General features: G+C 43.5%; 21 protein-coding genes. 8 read left to right on the forward strand and 13 right to left on the reverse strand.

Going from position 1 to position 17,768, the window contains the following annotated elements; all coding sequences use genetic code 11:
* A partial coding sequence (locus FTU42_RS11415) for a transposase domain-containing protein (protein ID WP_141192730.1) occupies positions 1–96 on the forward strand: 96 nt, incomplete at its 5' end.
* Between the two features lie 347 nt (positions 97–443).
* A complete protein-coding gene (locus FTU42_RS11420) occupies positions 444–1,673 on the forward strand; it encodes an MFS transporter (protein WP_180083419.1) in 1,230 nt (409 codons plus the stop codon).
* 72 nt (positions 1,674–1,745) lie between these two features.
* Here FTU42_RS11420 and FTU42_RS11425 read toward each other — a convergent pair whose 3' ends face one another.
* From FTU42_RS11425 to FTU42_RS11440, 4 genes are all read right to left on the reverse strand, one after another.
* Positions 1,746–2,048, reverse strand: coding sequence for a DUF3817 domain-containing protein (locus tag FTU42_RS11425; protein WP_005094233.1), 303 nt, complete (start codon positions 2,046–2,048; stop codon positions 1,746–1,748).
* A gap of 302 nt (positions 2,049–2,350) precedes the next feature.
* Complete coding sequence (gene sodC / locus FTU42_RS11430) at positions 2,351–2,893, reverse strand: superoxide dismutase family protein (RefSeq protein WP_005168781.1); 543 nt, start codon at positions 2,891–2,893, stop codon at positions 2,351–2,353.
* A 122-nt stretch (positions 2,894–3,015) separates the two neighbouring features.
* Positions 3,016–4,146, reverse strand: coding sequence for an AI-2E family transporter (locus FTU42_RS11435; protein ID WP_370982120.1), 1,131 nt, complete (start codon positions 4,144–4,146; stop codon positions 3,016–3,018).
* Positions 4,147–4,274: 128 nt separating this feature from the next.
* Positions 4,275–4,919: a ParA family protein gene (locus FTU42_RS11440; RefSeq protein ID WP_005094230.1), complete on the reverse strand. Its 645-nt coding sequence runs from the start codon at positions 4,917–4,919 to the stop codon at positions 4,275–4,277.
* 125 nt (positions 4,920–5,044) lie between these two features.
* On the opposite strand from FTU42_RS11440, the gene FTU42_RS11445 reads away from it, so the two are divergent.
* The gene (locus FTU42_RS11445) at positions 5,045–5,512 is read left to right on the forward strand and encodes a Holliday junction resolvase-like protein (RefSeq protein ID WP_180076120.1); all 468 of its coding nucleotides are present in this window, start codon (positions 5,045–5,047) and stop codon (positions 5,510–5,512) included.
* A gap of 28 nt (positions 5,513–5,540) precedes the next feature.
* Positions 5,541–6,119 (forward strand): hypothetical protein, encoded by a 579-nt coding sequence (locus tag FTU42_RS11450; protein ID WP_100357833.1) that lies wholly within the window; start codon positions 5,541–5,543, stop codon positions 6,117–6,119.
* Positions 6,120–6,137: 18 nt separating this feature from the next.
* Here FTU42_RS11450 and FTU42_RS11455 read toward each other — a convergent pair whose 3' ends face one another.
* Positions 6,138–6,767, reverse strand: a complete 630-nt coding sequence (locus tag FTU42_RS11455) for a class I SAM-dependent methyltransferase (RefSeq protein WP_180083420.1) — start codon at positions 6,765–6,767, stop codon at positions 6,138–6,140.
* A gap of 191 nt (positions 6,768–6,958) precedes the next feature.
* Between FTU42_RS11455 and FTU42_RS11460 the strand changes: the two genes are divergently transcribed.
* Positions 6,959–7,522, forward strand: a complete 564-nt coding sequence (locus tag FTU42_RS11460; RefSeq protein ID WP_034608360.1) for a hypothetical protein — start codon at positions 6,959–6,961, stop codon at positions 7,520–7,522.
* Between the two features lie 70 nt (positions 7,523–7,592).
* Here the strand turns inward: FTU42_RS11460 and FTU42_RS11465 are convergent, their stop codons facing one another.
* On the reverse strand, positions 7,593–7,925 hold the full coding sequence (locus FTU42_RS11465) for a HopJ type III effector protein (RefSeq protein ID WP_180075512.1): 333 nt from the start codon (positions 7,923–7,925) through the stop codon (positions 7,593–7,595).
* Positions 7,926–8,099: 174 nt separating this feature from the next.
* On the opposite strand from FTU42_RS11465, the gene crcB reads away from it, so the two are divergent.
* Positions 8,100–8,480: a fluoride efflux transporter CrcB gene (crcB, locus tag FTU42_RS11470; RefSeq protein ID WP_004281556.1), complete on the forward strand. Its 381-nt coding sequence runs from the start codon at positions 8,100–8,102 to the stop codon at positions 8,478–8,480.
* 87 nt (positions 8,481–8,567) lie between these two features.
* Here crcB and FTU42_RS11475 read toward each other — a convergent pair whose 3' ends face one another.
* Positions 8,568–8,819 carry a type B 50S ribosomal protein L31 gene (locus FTU42_RS11475; RefSeq protein ID WP_100329368.1) on the reverse strand — a complete coding sequence of 84 codons (252 nt, stop codon included), beginning with the start codon at positions 8,817–8,819 and terminating at the stop codon, positions 8,568–8,570.
* Positions 8,820–8,916: 97 nt separating this feature from the next.
* Positions 8,917–10,215: an AarF/ABC1/UbiB kinase family protein gene (locus FTU42_RS11480; RefSeq protein WP_005094220.1), complete on the reverse strand. Its 1,299-nt coding sequence runs from the start codon at positions 10,213–10,215 to the stop codon at positions 8,917–8,919.
* A gap of 389 nt (positions 10,216–10,604) precedes the next feature.
* Between FTU42_RS11480 and FTU42_RS15035 the strand changes: the two genes are divergently transcribed.
* Positions 10,605–10,745 (forward strand): hypothetical protein, encoded by a 141-nt coding sequence (locus tag FTU42_RS15035; RefSeq protein ID WP_180083421.1) that lies wholly within the window; start codon positions 10,605–10,607, stop codon positions 10,743–10,745.
* Here the strand turns inward: FTU42_RS15035 and FTU42_RS11490 are convergent.
* A complete protein-coding gene (locus FTU42_RS11490; protein ID WP_373686588.1) occupies positions 10,734–12,110 on the reverse strand; it encodes an MATE family efflux transporter in 1,377 nt (458 codons plus the stop codon). The genes FTU42_RS15035 and FTU42_RS11490 overlap by 12 nt on opposite strands.
* Before the next feature lie 40 nt (positions 12,111–12,150).
* On the reverse strand, positions 12,151–12,609 hold the full coding sequence (locus FTU42_RS11495; protein ID WP_005094208.1) for a DMT family transporter: 459 nt from the start codon (positions 12,607–12,609) through the stop codon (positions 12,151–12,153).
* Positions 12,610–12,735: 126 nt separating this feature from the next.
* Between FTU42_RS11495 and hemW the strand changes: the two genes are divergently transcribed.
* Positions 12,736–13,890, forward strand: coding sequence for a radical SAM family heme chaperone HemW (gene hemW, locus FTU42_RS11500; RefSeq protein WP_180083422.1), 1,155 nt, complete (start codon positions 12,736–12,738; stop codon positions 13,888–13,890).
* A gap of 221 nt (positions 13,891–14,111) precedes the next feature.
* Here the strand turns inward: hemW and FTU42_RS11505 are convergent, their stop codons facing one another.
* From FTU42_RS11505 to aroE, 3 genes are all read right to left on the reverse strand, one after another.
* On the reverse strand, positions 14,112–14,321 hold the full coding sequence (locus tag FTU42_RS11505; RefSeq protein ID WP_004281542.1) for a cold-shock protein: 210 nt from the start codon (positions 14,319–14,321) through the stop codon (positions 14,112–14,114).
* 345 nt (positions 14,322–14,666) lie between these two features.
* A complete protein-coding gene (locus FTU42_RS11510; RefSeq protein WP_005168756.1) occupies positions 14,667–16,490 on the reverse strand; it encodes an acyl-CoA dehydrogenase C-terminal domain-containing protein in 1,824 nt (607 codons plus the stop codon).
* A gap of 396 nt (positions 16,491–16,886) precedes the next feature.
* Positions 16,887–17,675 carry a shikimate dehydrogenase gene (gene aroE, locus FTU42_RS11515; RefSeq protein WP_005094203.1) on the reverse strand — a complete coding sequence of 263 codons (789 nt, stop codon included), beginning with the start codon at positions 17,673–17,675 and terminating at the stop codon, positions 16,887–16,889.
* Positions 17,676–17,768: the final 93 nt, after the last annotated feature.

The raw sequence follows: 17,768 nt of genomic DNA on the forward strand, positions 1-17,768 counted from the left end.
GCCTATTTAAGTGATGTTCTGAAAAGGTTGCCGACACATAAAGTGACCCAAATAGAAGAATTACTGCCACACCGCTGGAAATCCAACTCAAATTAAAAAATAGGCATGGGGTTCAGCGGACGCTTACAGTATTTCAAAAATAAAGTTAGGATCTTCGATAGCAAAAGATATTGATCAACTAATTATAGACTTAGTAGAACAAATTCTTCATTTTGAAAATCCTAGAAAAGAAAAATGGTTTCAAGAGTGGAACTCAGTAGAGTCTATTTGATTTTTATAAATTATTAGAATATAGATGAATAATGTATCCTCCATTGATTTGTTTTGAGTAGGCCATTAAAAAAGAGAACGGACTTAAAAACAGGACTCTGCTAAAATTTCCTCTTTCTATTTTAGACAAAGTTTAGCCTGCTTAAACGAGCAGGGTGACAATAAAAACTCCCATGCAAAACATCCAAACCCAAAAACTGACCCGTGCCACACTCATGTTCCCGCTGGCACTGGTTCTGTTTGAATTTTCCGTCTATATCTGTAATGACCTGATCCAACCAGCCATGCTATCGATTACCCGTGATTTTGGGGTAAGCAGTTCATGGGCGCCATCCTCCATGTCCTTTTTCCTGTTGGGTGGGGCATTTGTTGCAGCGATTTTGGGGCCATTGTCCGATCGTCTTGGACGTAAAACCGTACTCTTGGGCGGCGTGGCATTTTTCACAATTAGCTGTCTGGCAATTTTACTAACACCCAATATCGAAAGCTTTTTATTCCTGCGTTTCTTACAAGGCTTTGGACTGTCCTTTATTACCGCCGTAGGTTATGCCGCCATTCAGGAAAGCTTCGAAGAGCGCGATGCCATCAAAGTCATGGCACTCATGGCCAATGTTTCTTTACTGGCGCCATTGCTCGGGCCGGTACTGGGTGCCTTTATGATTGATCATATCTCCTGGCATTGGGGCTTTATCGGCATTGCATTTCTGTCATTTTTAAGCTGGTTTGGCCTGAAAGCCAAAATGCCAAACCTGAAAGTCAGTGTTCCGAAGCAGCCGTTTAGCTATATTCTGGATGACTTTAAACAGGTTTTAAAAAATAAACGCTTTGTGATTATGACCGCGGCACTACCTTTGGTCAGCCTGCCGTTGATGTTATGGATTGCCTTGTCACCCGTGATTCTGGTCGAGCAGTTTGGATTCAGCAGCGTGCAATATGGTCTGGCACAGTTTCCGGTTTTGGGCGGCTTGATTATCGGTAATCTGGTTTTGCTAAAAATCATCGACAAAATGCCGCTAGGGAAAACTGTACTCTTGGGTGTGCCATTGATGCTGTTTGGTACAGGCTTATTAATACTCGGTCTGTTTATTCCAGATTATTTTGTGCATTGCCTGATTATCGGCACCACCTGTATCAGCCTTGGTGAAGGCGTAAGTTTCTCGGTGCTGTACCGTTTTGCACTGATGTCTTCTGAAGTGTCCAAAGGTACGGTGGCTGCTATGGTTTCGATTATCCTGATGCTGAGCTTTTTCGTGGTGATTGAAGCAGTTCGAATGGCTTATGAAGCCTATGATATTTGGGCCTATTGCATCGCCTCTTTCATTTTGATTGCATTGTGGTTTACTTTGCCGCGTCTGAGCTTAAAGCAGATTATTTCTGAGCGGAAGGTGAGAGGGGAGTTTTAAAGCTCCTCCTTTTATAAAGGAAGGCTATACCCTCTCTCTAACTCTCTCCCAGAGGGGAGAGGATTTTAATATCTATTGAAGCTCAGCGACGGGCTGCTCTAGTTTCTTTAATTTCAGATCAAACAAAAATGGCCCAAATGGCAAAATTGAAGCGATCAGGCCCATCAAAAACATGCTGAGCGACCATTTTTGCTTTTCACAGACCGCAAATAACACCACTAAAAACAGTACAAATAGTACGCCATGCCCCATACCAACATATTTCACTAAAATCGGATTATCCATCATGTATTTCACGGGCATCGCGATAAATAAAAGTAGCAGAAATGAAATCCCTTCAAACAAACCGACCAGACGTAAAGTTTTGATGTTCATAAGACATACTGATTTAATTAAATTAACCCTGAGTGTACCCAATATAAATTGAAGATTAAATCTTAAAAATAAAAATATATTCAATATTTATAATGAGTTATAACCGAGTAAAGCGGTTGGTTATTGAGTTTCACGATACTATTATTGATGGCATAACTGCAAAAAAACTTTAAGTTTTCCGACAATAAACTGATCTATTTCAAGAGCAAAAAAGTTATTTAGATGCCAACTCTAAAGAAAATTTCATGAAAAAAGACGAGCAGATAGCCCGTCTTTTTCTTTTTATATCTACACTAATCTGTTTAGATCACACCACATGCAATGCGGTCACCACCACCACCTAATGGTAAGGGGTTGTCAGAATAGTTGTCGCCGCCGGCATGAACCATAATGGCACGACCCTGAAGATCCGCCAGTTTCAAACGTGGTGCAAGCAGGGTGACACGGGCAGTACCGTCAGTATTGACTTTTAATGCGGGCAAATCACCGAGGTGACCGGTCACCGGCGTACCATGATTGGGGGACTGGTTCGGATTGTAATGACTACCGGCAGCCAGTGCTGCACCCATCTTGCCATCTTTCATGGCGGGTGCACATGAACCATTTTCGTGAATATGGAAACCTCGCTCACCGGCAGGGAGCTGTTTCAGGTTGGTACGTATCACCAGACCGGCTGGACTGTCACTGAGTAATACGGTGCCAATCTCTTGACCTATCCCCTCAGCGGTTACTGCATTTACAGTCACGGCTCTGACCAGTTCATTCGATGGAGAAGTCGAGGCGCAACCTGTGAAAAGTGCAGCACTGAGCGCACAAAGTGTCGTAATTTTAAACAATGAAGACATGGTATTGGCATCCTGATCTTTATTCTGTTTTGTAAATCTATTGAAACAGAGCAAGATCAGAAGCTCTATATAGAATCAGTACTTAAATGTTTTGTTTTGTTTAAGTCGATTCAATCTGTGCTTTAAGGTGCTTTGGGCGGTGTGTCTTCGGTCTGTGGATCGATGTCATGTGCCATGGTGGCTTTAGGCATCATTAAGGGTTCATTCAAATTACTTTCATGTAACCATTCACGCCAAATTGCCAGCAAGACTGCAAGAATCACTGGACCAATGAAGACGCCGACCAGACCAAAACTGGCAATACCGCCCAAAACACCAAACATAATCAACAGGAATGGAATTTGTGTTGCGCCAGAAATCACCAGTGGACGAATTACGTTGTCGGCCGTGCTGACAATACAGACACCCCAAGCCATCACCCCAATCGCCTCAATCGTCTGTCCCTGTGAAAAGAGCCACAGTGATACTGCACTATAAGCCACCGGTGGGCCGAAAGGAATCAGGGCGAAAATAAAGGTCACAATGGTCAAGACCATCGGATTCGGTACACCCGCGACAAAATAACTCAGACCTGCCAATAAAGACTGGGCAATTGCAGTCAAACCAACGCCATAGACCACCGCACGTGTAGTGGCAGAAATGGTAGAAAAATAATGATGCACACGTGGCCCGACCACCATCTCAAAAGCTTTACGCACCTGATTTAAAATGGTCTGACCATCACGGTAGAAAAAGAACAGCGAAAGTATCGCAAAACACAATTTAAAGATATTTTTACTGACTTCATTCAATACCACTTTGCCGTAATTCAGATGACCTTGAATCCAGCTCGAGATCGATAGCGCGATACTGTTTGGATCGGTATTGATTTCATTTAAAGTTCGGCTAATTTCCTTGCCGACAATCGGAAGGCCACGAATAAAATCCGGTACATCCAGATGACCGGAAAAGACCTGTCGCTGCAATTCAAAATACAGATTACGACCTTCATGCTGCAACATAAAAATGGCGAAGATAAATGGCAGACCAAACACCAGAATCACGGCCAGAATCATCACGGTTGCACTCAGCGTTGGCCGATTGCCGCACATGCGTAACACCGACTGATACAAGGGCCAAGTCATATAGGCGATAATCGCTGCCCAAACTACAGGGATGATGAAATATTTGAGTATATGAAAACTCAAAAAAATCAGGATAAAGAACAATCCAAATAATAAGACTTTTTGTAATGTAGGCGCGTACTGTTGCACTGAATTTAATGGCTCATTTTTTAGGTCGTGTTCAGGCATATTAACTGAAAAAAAAGCGATCGAAAATGACGGCTTGGTAAGTAGCGTGATTATTTTCCCAAAGCAGTGTTAGGATTCAGCGGACTGGCTTAAAACCACTGACTGGGATCATCGATAATGGCATTCAGCACCGGTTGCCATTGATCCTGTAATTCCCGATAGATTTTTTGAGGTTTATCAAAGACTGACAGACCTTCCATAGCCAGACGGCTATAAGGTGCACGTTCTGAAATCCAGGCCACCGGCTGCTGGTCGATCTTGTCAAAAAACTGCTGTATGTCCTGATTACTGGCTGCATTCGGTTTGGTACGGTTGGCCAACAGTAAAATTTCAACCTTGCCTTTACGAATCCGCTTAATGTCCTGCAAATGCTTGAGAAAACGGCGGGTCGAATCAATATCAAAAAATGAAGGCTGAATCGGAATAATAATCGCATGCGCTTCACTGATCAGCTGCTCGGCATGATCTTCAGTCAACGCTCCCGGTGCATCAATGATCAGATACTCAATCTGCTTCGGTGCATCACCAATGGATTTGTGATTGCGCCAGTCCAGACTTTGAATCGGCATGGCCTGTTCCGGACGTTGCTTGAGCCATTGCAATGCCGATTTCTGGTTATCGGCATCGGCCAGCGCCACCTTATAACCTTTTTGTGCGAGTGCTGAGGCTAGACTAATCGCTGTCATGGTTTTGCCACAACCGCCTTTCTGATTCGCAACTAAAATTGTTTTCATGACTCAAGGTGATTTTATTCTGTTCCTGCCTAGCATATCATTCTTTTCAAGCGTACCAATGGCTGATGTTTTCAACTTCAGTCGAATGTTGTGCTGAAAAAAATAAAGTAAATTAGGAAGATTGAATGTCCATATGGATGGCCATGCTGATTGGCACATGTATCGGGGTGGTGCTGACCACCATTATTTTAAGTCAGACACGCAATGGACGCATCAAGGCTGAATATGAGCAGTATATTGCCGAGCTGGAACTAGAACATCAGCAGGCATTGATCGCCGCGCAAAAACGCAGTGTCAATACCAGCAGGGCAGTCCTGAAAGGCAAAATGGCGGAACAGCTCGCACCGATCATGCCGGAATTTCAATATCTGCCCAGTGATGCCAAGTTTCTGGGCGATCCTGTCGATTATGTGGTCTTTGATGGCTACAGCGATTTCAGAGACGGCGAAGGCGAAGCAGAGGATATTGAAGTGGTATTGATTGATATCAAAAGTGGCGGAGCGCGGCTGACCAAAGGCCAGCAAGCCATTGCCCGTGCAGTTCAGGAAGGGCGGGTGCGTTTTGAAACCATCCGGATTGATTTCGATGATTGAGCACAACCAAGGAAAAGAATAAAAAATTATGCAGAAATTACTGATCACTGCGCTGCTGTTTATGCTTGGACTGTGGGTTTGGAATGAGTTTTTTCGTGCGATCCCACATCTGGAAGAACGAGGTGTCTTGAAAAACTTTTCGGTAGAGCCGATTCAGCCCATTTCAGCTACATTTACTGTGCATGATAAACGTTTTGTTAAACCGAATCGTCGTGTCTTGCATCAGGCCAGCCCTATGGTTGGACATTTTAATGATCTGGCCTATGTCAGTAATATCGATGTGCTGTTGCTCAGCCAGTCACTGCCAGCCATGCAGGCAACATTAGCATTTGATCAAGCAAAACGCTGTTATCAAATCGAGGAACAAATCAGCCAGGCTGAAGCTGAATTTCTCAGCACGCATATCCGGCATTTTAGTCTGATCGCTGCCAACGAGAAAATTGCCAATCAGATTCGCAGGCTAAAATCAGGGCAGAAGATTACACTCAGCGGTGATCTGGTCACAGTACATTCAGGAAGCACGGGACAGGAATTTCAGGTGGGTACAGGCTCGGAATATCATGCCCATTGTCAGTTGCTGCGTGTGACTCAGTTGCAGCAACATTAACGGCAAAACGAAAATAAATTAGCCTTGCGGTTTACGCAGTCGAGCCAGCAGCATACGCTGGCCAATCTTCGGAATCCCTGTGGCATTGATATAATTCAATTCTTCAATTTCAAAACCAGTTTCCAGTAAGGCAGTTTCAATATCTCGGTTTAAATGACAGCCATCTGCGACTTTCTTCTGAATCGGGGTGAGTAAATGCTGCAGGCGCTGGATATTTAAATTTTGTCGATTCAGCACATGTTCGACCACATGCAAGTGACCGCCCGGTTGTAGCACACGATAAATCTCACGCAGACTTTGGCCGAGGTCAGCAATACTACACAGCGTCCAGGTCGAGATCACATGTTCTAGACTATGTTCTGCAAAAGGCAATGCTTCTGCGCTGGCCTGAATATGTTCAACCTGAAAAGCAGCCTGCTGGATGCGCGCTTCGGCCAGCTTGAAAATGGCCGGATTGGGTTCTACGGCATAGACCAGATCTACTTCTTGATAGAAAGGCAGATTCAGCCCTGTACCAAAACCAATTTCCAGTACTTCACCAGAAATGTTCAAAAGCAATTCACGGCGTAAATCCATCAAGGACGGCGTTTGCATCACCTGATTTAAAAGGTGCGGAAAGATGTGTTGTTGATAAAGTTGATACAGCATTTGGGTTGTTTTAATTTAATCTGAATGTATTTTAGCTTAACTGAAAAATACAATATTCGGGAATGCCCAAGCTGACTAAATACACCCAGTTTGTTACCAAGTTCAACTGTTTATTCATTAAAAAATACGTAAGATCAAGGAAGATATCCTTAAAACGTTTGATCAACTCGATTAGGATTAGATTAAAAATGATGTTCAAACACTTTAAACATTATGCTTTGTTGGCCGGTTTGTTGCTGCCTATTTCCAGCTATAGCTCGGTCGATCACAATATTGCCAAAGGTTTGCCACCTGTGGTCAAAGGACAGTCGATTTCCGTCTTGCAGCCTTTTAAAGGTGATTTCCGTATTTTGGGTTCCAAAGTCTATAGCGCTGATCCGCAGGCCAAATTCTCTCCGATTGATTATGCGGTGAGTTGGGGCCTGTTTGCTGAACCTGAAATTGCCCGACATATTAGTGTCAATCAATATGACCGTTATCTGAACTGGAAAATGGATCGGGTGCCTGTGCCGGTAGAACAAGCCAAGCAGATGGTGTCCAATATGCATATCATTCCGGCCAATCCTGAAATTGCCAAGGCCATTAAAAAGGTAAAACGTGGCGATCTGGTGCGTATGCAGGGTGAGCTGGTTGAAGTGCGTGATAAAGATCTGGTCTGGACTTCTTCATTGACCCCGACGGATACCGGTGATGGCGCCTGTGAGGTATTCCGTGTCAGTTCAATTCAGTGGATTGAACAGGTTGGGAAAAGCTAAATTAAAATTTGCTATTTAGATGCCTATAAAAAACCGCTCTTATGAGCGGTTTTTTATACTGATAAACTGCTTATTTAGCAGTTAAAGCCTGACCTTCAAATGCAATGCCATCCCAGCCATTTTGCATAAACTGGCGGATATTCTGATGATCGCTGGCTTGAGGCGTCGCTTGTACAGCTGCATAGTGCTCGGCAAACAGGCTTAAGGTTTGGGCCTGATCCAGCCCATTGAGTCGTGCAAAGGCAAAAACTTTGGCGCTGCCTTGGTTTTCAGTGGTTGCATTGCTCTGCTGGCCATTTTTAAATGCAGTCGGGGTATGGGTATAACGCGTTTCGATATAGGCAATCACATCTGCAAATTTTGCCTCACCTGCGGCCAATTGTGCCAATAAATCTTGTGCCATACTGTTTTCCCTTTGCAATCAATAAAAATTCGATGCGATGAATATAGCAATTTTCTTGCGAAGTTCCATGGTATTTAATAGGTTTTCAGTTCAAGATAATCATGAAAATGATTCATAATTAATTTGAAATTTCGGATCAAATCAACTGGATCAATAAATAGAATAGGAACGTATATGGGCTGGCTTTGGGTGGCAATCGGCGGGGCAGTGGGTGCCAGTTTACGGTATGCAGCAGGGCTCTGGTTGCTAAAACCACAGATGCAATTTCCTTGGCCGACGTGGTGGGTCAATATTCTGGGCTGCTTATGTGCAGGGATCTTTTTTGCCTGTAGCCAAAAATATCCAATGCTGCAACAGGAAGCACGTCTGTTTTTAATGGTGGGGATACTGGGCGGATTTACCACATTTTCCAGTTTTGGTCTGGAAAGCTTTCAGCTTTTGAAACATGGCGCCGTAGGTTTAGCTCTATTGTATGCGCTGTCGAGTGTAATTGTTGGAATTATCGTTCTGGCGCTGGGTTTTTACTTGACTTCACTGGCTTTGGCTCAAAGCTGAAACAGACATAAAAAAGTCAGGAAACTGGAGGTTATTTCCTGACATAAACCACGATTTGAAGATCAAGATAATCGACGGTTTTTAGTTTTAGCCACGTTTAAAGCGGCCAAAACGTTTATTAAAGCTTGCCACGCGACCTTCATTGCTGGTTTGACGCTGCTCGCCAGTATAGAAGGGATGAGAAGCACTTGAAATATCAAGCGTGACATAAGGATATGTTTTACCTTCATATTCTTTAGTCTGGCTAGAGTTCATTGTGCTGCCAATCACAAAATAAGTATTGGCATTGGTGTCATGGAATAACACTTCACGATACGCTGGATGAATATCTGGACGCATATATAATTCCCTTATGATTCTTAATGAAATGTTATAATATAACATTTGGTATTTCAAGTCATTTAGAGTTACAGCGTGTAAGCCTTTGGGGTCAAAATTAACCTCGACTCGGCACCAGTTCTTCAAATACATCACTCAGATCATCATGAACTTTTAAATGAATCAGGTTCCAGTATTGTCCTGAAATTGTCCGGTTCACCATGAGCGTATCTGGAGATGGCTTAAACACATCCCAATATTTTAGAGAAGGTTTAAGCAACTCCATGCCATCATGATGGGCCGAGTTTTCAGCAAAATCATAATGGGTGACCAGTGGACGCATCAGAACTTCCAGCCATTGTTCATACAATTCAGTCGGGAATTTTCCGGTTTCAGTCAAGGAATGCAGCGCATCTAACTGTTGCTCGATCACGGGAATATTCTTCTCGCGTGCGGCATGAATAAGTTCCCGGAAATGCCCAATCACTTCAGTCGAAAGAGTCTTAACGCCACCATAATCATAAACAATCACAGAGCCATCTTCACGAAAGGCAAAGTTGCCCGGATGCGGGTCACAGTGAAAGCGTTTCAGATAAAAAATTTCCTGACCAATCGCACGCAGCAGACGGCGCCCTAAGGCATTGCGGGTTTCCTGTGGCCAGGTGCTGGCGGTTTCAATACTTTCTCCCATTTCCTGACTCAAGGTTAGAATATGCCGTGAAGAATATTCATGAAAAACCTGTGGAATCACAATTTTATGATCCAGGGATTCATGGAAGGCGCGGGCAACTTCTAGGTTCTGAGCTTCAATTTCATAGTTGAGCTCATTGTCCAGACTATGCTGGATTTCTTTAAATAACTGATCCTGAAGTTTACGGTCAATCTTTAAAACGCCCATCATGCGTAGCGCCAGACGTACCTGTTTCAGGTCACTTTCACAGGCTTCATCGACCCCCGGATACTGTACCTTGACCACCACTTGCTGGCCATTGGGTAAAGTGGCTTTATGTACCTGACCAATCGATGCTGCGGCAAAAGGCTGTTCATCAAACTGTTGAAATAATTGCTGTAAAGGTTTACCGAGTTCCTTTTCAATTTGCGCCTGAATGTCCTTAAATGGCATGGGCGGTGCCTGACGTTGCAATTTGGCAATGGCTTTGGCAACTTCGGGTGGAAAAATATCTTTATATTGCGAGGCGATCTGACCAACTTTCATGACCGCGCCTTTCATTTCTCCCAAGGTATCCGCGATTTGTATACCAATATCCTGAAATAATTTGCTGCGCGCAGTATTTTTCTGCTCTTCGTCGGCAGTTAAATTTTTAATTGAATTGGATAGGGTTTTACCTGCAATACTTGCGGTCATTCCGGCAAGTTTCATAAAGCGACGACCGGGTGTGCTAGCCGTTTTTGCCATGCGAGATTCCTTGAAACCAACAATTATTTGATGTATTTGATCATAGGTGACAAAGATTCAATTGCCTAGATTTAATTGTAGAGGTTGTGTTGTGATTTTCTTTAACTTCTCCATCTTTGGTGCATGATCTTTGATTTATCAGAAGATTTTTCTTCATCTCCTGTACTTAAACCAAAACAAGATTCCTGAATACATCATTGTTTTAGGTCAGGCTGCATAATCATACTAAAGGTTGTTTTAGTCCCAAAAGTATAAATAAAACAACTCGCAGTAATGAAGAAAATTCAATGAAAGTCTATCCATATTTTATTGCTCAAGATGATGTGCATTTTTGTGGGCGTATCACTTAAACCTTAAATACATAATCTAAGCTAGATGATTCACCCACTATGCGCTTTAATGGCACGGAGGTGATTGTAGAGCCGCTGCTGATCAAAGATGTGATAGACGAATCGGAGATTTCCAAAGCATTAAAAAATGCGCTGGATCCTGAATCGCAGCGCATTTTCCAGCTTGAATTAATCGGCTGAACGCATTGAGTGGTCGAAACTTAAACGTTTATTGTTGCCATATAAACGAGCTAATAAAAGTACACAGGCCACACTCAGACCCACAATCAGGCCAACCCAGACACCGGCTGCGCCCATGTCGGTAAAGCGGGACAGATACACCCCGACCGGGAAGGCAATCACCCAGTAAGCCAGCATGGTGATCCACATAGGGCCTTTGGTGTCCTGCATCCCACGCAGACAACCTGCTGCACTGATCTGCCAGCCATCCATCAGTTGATAAGCAATCGCAAACAGAATCAGATAGACCGCGATTTGGGTCACGATCATATCCGAGGTGTAGAGCGCCACGATTTCATTACGGAACGCCCAAAGCAAAATCATGGTCAGGATTGCCAGAATAGTAGCAGTGATCAGGCCGAGATATTGCACTTTACGCATCGCCTGCCAGTTCTGCTCGCCATAATAGGTGCCGACCCGAATGGTCAGGGCAATCGCCAGTGACATTGGAATCATAAACAGCTGTGAGGTCACTGAAATGGCAATCTGATGCGCAGCAACAATGGTTTCTCCCAAAGGGCTGAGCACGATCGCCGCAGTACTAAAAATACTGACCTCAAAGAAAATCGCCAGTCCGATCGGCAGACCAAGCTGCAAGATGCGTTTCATCCATTCCGGGTTGATTTTTTCCCAATGAGTAAACGGCTGGGTGCGTTGATAGGCTTTATTCTTAAAAATATACAGTGCCAGAGTAATGACCATTAACCACTGTAAAATTGCCGTAGCAAAACCACAGCCGGCACTACCCAAGGCTGGAACAGGGCCAATTCCATACATAAATACATAGTTCAGTGGAACCAGCAATACCAGTGCCAATAGGCTGATGACGGTCACCGGGCGTGGATGACCAATCGCTTCTGAATAGCCACGCAAGGCGGCATACATAGTCACTGCCGGCATACCAAAACCAATTGCATGCAGGAATAAACCAGCTTTAGGCTGCAAGCTTTCCGGTACACCTAAGATTGGTAAAGTCGCTGGCAACAGCTGCAAAATCAGGCCAGCAATAATCCCCAGAATCAGGGCAACCCAAAGTGACTGACGGGCAATGGTGGCAATTTTTTCAGGGGTACGTGCGCCATTCGCTTCAGCCACCAAGGGTGTCGTGGCAATCATGATACCGCTAAACAGCAGCATCACCGGAATCCATAGACCCACCCCGACTGCAATTGCTGCAAGATCGGTCGCAGACAGATGACCTGCCATAATGGTATCAATCAGGCCCAAACCTGCTTGGGAAAATTGGGTTACCAGAATAGGTAACATCAGATGAAACAGTTTTTTTAATTCAAAACCAAAGGTCGTAACCGGTGTAACATTCGACACAAAAATTACTCATCGTGATCATGTGCTTAAATAGAGGGGTTTAGCGTTGTAAAGTGAGAAGCACACCAATAAAAATTACTCCGCCGCCTAAAAGACGTTGCCAGTTAATCGGCATTTTTTCGTTGCCCAATAAACCCAGATGATCGACCAGCATCGACATGGCCATCTGACCAAAAATAATCAGGCCGCTAAGCACCAGAAAGCCAAGTTTGGGGGCTGCATAAATGCTCATGCTAATCGCGTAGACACCCACGATGCCCCCAAGCCATAAATACCAGGGAACATTCATTAATTCCTGTACACCGGGTTTGGGGTTGGACTGAAAAAGTACAATCACAGCGAGCACTATTGTACCAATCAAAAAGGAAAAAAATGCAGCTTGCATAGGAGAATATAAATATTCTTTCAGTTGTGTGTTAATTGCGGTTTGAAGCGTCAGCAAAACACCAATTGCAAAGACTAAAGGAAGTAAAATAATCAATTGAGAAGATATTTTCATAATTTTAACTGTCTAATTCTATTTGAGTTTTTAGATATAACCCGGTGATCATTTTAATTTTAGCAGTGTTGCTGCCGAGTCATGTTAAAATTCAGCTATATCTTGTAGTCGTTTTTGAGTAGTTCTTTGGCTGAATTGAATCCTGCTGTTATCCCATTGTCTTTATATATTCATATGCCATGGTGCGTGCGCAAATGTCCGTATTGTGACTTTAATTCGCATGCTGTTCCTGATGGTGAATTATCACTGGAACTAGAACAGGAATATTTACATGCCTTGGTTGAGGATTTTAAAACGCAGGTCGATTTTGCCCAAGGCCGCCAGATTCATAGTGTGTTTATTGGTGGCGGTACGCCGTCGCTGATTTCTGCTCAAGGCTATCAATGGCTATTTGATCAGTTGCAAGCCATTATTCCCTTTGCAGAAGGCTGTGAAATTACGCTGGAAGCAAATCCCGGTACGGTAGAGCATGACCCATTTGCAGGTTATTTGCAGGCCGGCATTAACCGTTTGTCAATTGGGGTACAGAGTTTTAATACTGACCATCTTAAACGCTTGGGTCGGATTCACAGCAATGAAGATGCGATTTCTGCGATTGGATTGGCGCGTGAAGCAGGCTTTCAACGAATTAATGTCGATTTAATGCATGGCTTGCCTGAGCAGACTTTAGATCAGGCCTTGCATGATTTAAAACTTGCGGTAGAAAATGGCGCGACACATATTTCCTGGTATCAGCTGACGATTGAACCGAATACGGTATTTTTCCGTACCCAACCTATTCTACCGGTAGATGATGTACTTGAAGAGATTCAGGAGCAGGGCGAAATTTATCTCAAAGCTCAAGGCTTTATCAATTATGAAGTTTCTGCCTGGCGTAAAGAACTACCTTCAGCGCATAACCTGAATTATTGGCAATTCGGCGATTATCTGGCGATTGGTGCGGGTGCACATGGCAAAGTGACTCAACCTGATGGCGTATATCGTTTCCAGAAAACCCGCTTACCTAAGGATTACTTAGCCAAAGTACCTGCTGAACATTTGCAGTTTAAGCGTATTGAAGCTGAAGAGATGCCATTTGAGTTTATGATGAATGCGCTACGCTTAAATCAGGGCGTAGAGGCTAAATTTTATATCGAGCGTACTGGTCAAAGTTTGGATACTTTACAAGATTTATTAAGCTCTTTACGTAAAAGAAAATTAATGATCGATGACCAAAACCGGCTTGCATGTACCGAGCAGGGGCATATCTTCTTAAATTCGGTACTGGAAGAATTTCTTTAACTGATTTTTATTTTCTGAACATTTTTCAAAGACCTTCATAAATCTATATGAGGGTTTTTTATTGTGCAGATTTTACCAGATCAGGAGTTTTTAGCTTGGCATAGAGCACACCGGTTTTTAAATCAAACAAATAAGCTTTAAAAGCTAGAGCTGAATAAGAGAAATTACAAGCACAAAAAAAGCACTCTAAGAGTGCTTTTTTTCAATATCTTGCTTCTAAATTATAGAGCAACGATATTTACAGCTGTAGGGCCTTTTTGACCTTGAGCTACGCTGAAAGAAACCTTTTGGCCTTCAACTAAAGTTTTGAAACCTGAACCAGTGATTTCGCTGAAATGAGCAAAAACGTCTGGACCTGATTCTTGTTGAATGAAACCGAAACCTTTAGTTTCGTTGAACCATTTTACTGTACCGTTAACTGTATTAGACATAATGTAACCTATTGAATCGTATGAATTTATAGCCAAAATTTCAGATGACTAACTGTAACTTTGAAAAATAAAAAGGATGGAGCTTTTTGATCTGTAATACGAAGGTTTATGACTAAAACTGCGATACTTAAAAGAAACTAACCAAAACAAGAATTTTTCTAGTTGGGATTATCATACCGCTTATTTTGAGATATACAAGCGTTTTATTTATCTAATTTATTAGGCTATTGAAAAATATAAAATTAAACCTGTATATTTTGTATTCAGGCCAGTGTTTTTAGGGTTTAAAAGGGTAGCTCTCAATAAAAAGAGCGCCGAAGCGCTCTTTGTAATTCAATTTACAGCTTAGTAATCAAAACTAAAGTGCTCTGGTGCCAGTGCGGTCATAGTTTTGGATGGATTCACCATCGCTTCAGCATGACCTTGGGTACGAGGCAGAATACGTTCGAAATAGAAATCAGCGGTTTTGATTTTTGCTTTATAGAACTCAGGTACTTCTGCGCCATCGCCAGAAGCCAGTTTGGCTGAGGCAACTGCGGCTTGCTGCGCCCAGAAGTATGCCATCATCACATAGCCCGAGAACATCAGGAAATCGACTGAAGCAGAAGAGACGATGTCGCGGTCTTTACGGGCTGCCAGCATGATTCGAACAGTTAATGCATTCCACTGGGCACATAGCTTGGTGAGATCCCAAGCAAAGCGGCGCATATATTTATTACGCGCATGCTGACCACAGAATTTCAGGATTTCAGCGGTATAATCACGAATCACTTTGCCTTTCGAGGTTAACAGTACTTTACGACCGATCAGATCGAGTGCCTGTACACCTGTCGTTCCTTCGTAAAGGGTAGAAATACGTGAGTCACGCACGATCTGTTCCATGCCCCATTCTTTGATATAGCCATGACCACCAAAGACTTGCATACCGTGATTCGATGCTTCATAGCCCATTTCAGTCAGGAAGCCTTTTAGAATCGGGGTATAGAAACCTAAGTGATCATCATGCTGTTCAAAGGCAGCGGTATCGCCACGCAATAAAGCATCATTCATGTTGTCGGCAATTTGCGCAGCATGATAAATCATGGCACGGCCACCTTCGGCAATGGCTTTTTGCGTCAACAGCATACGGCGTACATCGGCATGATGAATGATGGCATCCGCCACTTTTTCCGGATCTTTTTTGCCAGACAGGGCACGCATCGACATACGTTCTTTGGCATACGGCAGAGCACCTTGGAAGGATAACTCCGCATGACAGATGCCTTGAATCGCAGTGCCAATACGCGCAGTGTTCATGAAGGTGAACATGGCATGCAAGCCTTTATTCGGTTCACCAATCAAGTAACCCGTGGCCTTGTCGAAATTCAGCACGGCTGTTGCTGAGGCGCGAATCCCCATTTTATGTTCAATCGAACCGCAATTGACTGGATTGCGCTCACCGATGCCACCATCGGCAGCAGCAATAAATTTCGGTACGATAAACAGTGAAATGCCTTTAGTACCTTGCGGTGCATCCGGAAGGCGCGCCAGCACGATATGTACGATATTTTCAGTGAGATCGTGCTCGCCTGCGGAAATAAAGATTTTGGTTCCTGAAATGGCATACGTGCCATCTTCTTGCGGCTCGGCTTTGGTTTTAACCTGACCCAAGTCAGTACCACATTGCGGCTCAGTCAGACACATGGTGCCAGCCCAAGTACCCGCAACCAGATGCGGCAGATAGGTATTCTTCTGCTCATCGGTGCCGTACTGGATAATGGTATTGATACAGCCCACGCTTAAACCCGGATACATCTGGAATGACCAGTTTGCAGTTCCCATCATTTCCGATTTGATCAGGTTTAAAGACATTGGCAGGTTTTGACCACCAAACTCTTCAGGATAAGACAGACCTTGCCAGCCACCTTGGACGAACTGATCATAAGCGTCTTTAAAGCCCTTAGGCGTTTTCACTTCGCCATTTTCAAAATGACAGCCTTCAGCATCACCGCTTTCATTCAGAGGTGAAAGTACATTTTCACAGAAATCTGCTGCACCTTCCAAGATCATGTCTACCGTGTCGGTATCGGCATATTCACCATTCGACAAATTCTGGTAGTGCGCAGGGTAATCGAGCACTTCATTCATAAGGAAGCGAATGTCGTGTAAAGGGGCTTTATATGCTGGCATGCGTTTAATCCTGATTAAAATAGTTTTGGATTATCTGTATCGATTCTTTGATTATTCATATTTGAGATAAAAAAACATTGATAAGGCAAGCAAATAAAAATGTCAGAAAAGCGAATCGAGTCTTAGAGCCAACCAATAAAATCGGATGATTTCATCTTCTGGCTGTCAGCGTACAGAAAGGTTGAAAACTTCTTATCTGATTGGACTTTAATGAATTGAACACCAGATTGTCTAGTGCTACTTTTGTATGAATTGTACTCAATTGTTATCAATAAAAAATTCAAGTTAAAAATGTCATTAAATCCAGTAGCTGAATTTTTAGTCTTTAATAATGGAGTTAAGATCAATTCGGATTGTTGTTACAACCCGAATTCTCTGGTCAAAATAACTGGATATTTATAGAAAATCTTTTAAATCTGGTTTGATGCCATTCCAGATAGAAAAAGATTCCAGTGCCTGACCGACCAGCATGCCAAAGCCTTCAGATGTTGGCACAGCACGTGCTTTGGCCTGATCAAGGAAGGAGGAAGGCTTGCCATAGGCCATTTCATAGGCATAGTTAAACTGTAAGGCTTCTGGAAGCAGCAAAGCATCACCGCTGAGACTGGCTGAAGTGGCATTGATCACCAGATCAAACTCACCTGCAAGATGTTCTAGTGAAATAGCCTGTAATTCGAGCTGCGCTACAGCATCCTGCAGATCCGCAACCAGTTGTTCAGCACGTGCCAAGGTGCGATTGGCAATCACAATTTTTTTTGCGCCTGCCTGGGCGAGAGGATAGATCACGCCACGGGTTGCGCCGCCTGCACCGATAATCAGGATGTTGGTATTTTCCAGCGGCCAGTTGAGTGCACGAATCGCATCGACCAGACCTTGACCATCAGTATTATCGCCATGCAAAATACCATTTTTCATCCACAGGGTATTCACTGCCTTGGCAATTTTGGCTCGCTCACTGAGCACCTGACACTGGGCAAAAGCCTGCTCTTTAAACGGCACGGTGACATTCATCCCGATTCCGCCATGGGCAAAAAACTCCTGAATATTGGCCTCAAAGCCATCCAGTGGAGCCAGACGTTTGCTGTAATTTAGATCAATTCCGGTTTTTGCTGCAAAAGCATGATGCAATTCTGGAGAGCGTGACTGTTCAATCGGATTACCAATCACGGCAAATTGTTTGCTCATTTCACAATGTCCATGTGCTGAAATGAGCATCAATATACGTGAAAAAGCGCAGGGACTAAAGCCTGCGCTGTTTTAAATAAGGGGGCTGGAAGT

It is taken from the genome of Acinetobacter sp. YH12102 (assembly GCF_013419125.1).
In the GTDB taxonomy this organism is placed as follows: Bacteria; Pseudomonadota; Gammaproteobacteria; order Pseudomonadales; family Moraxellaceae; genus Acinetobacter; species Acinetobacter pseudolwoffii.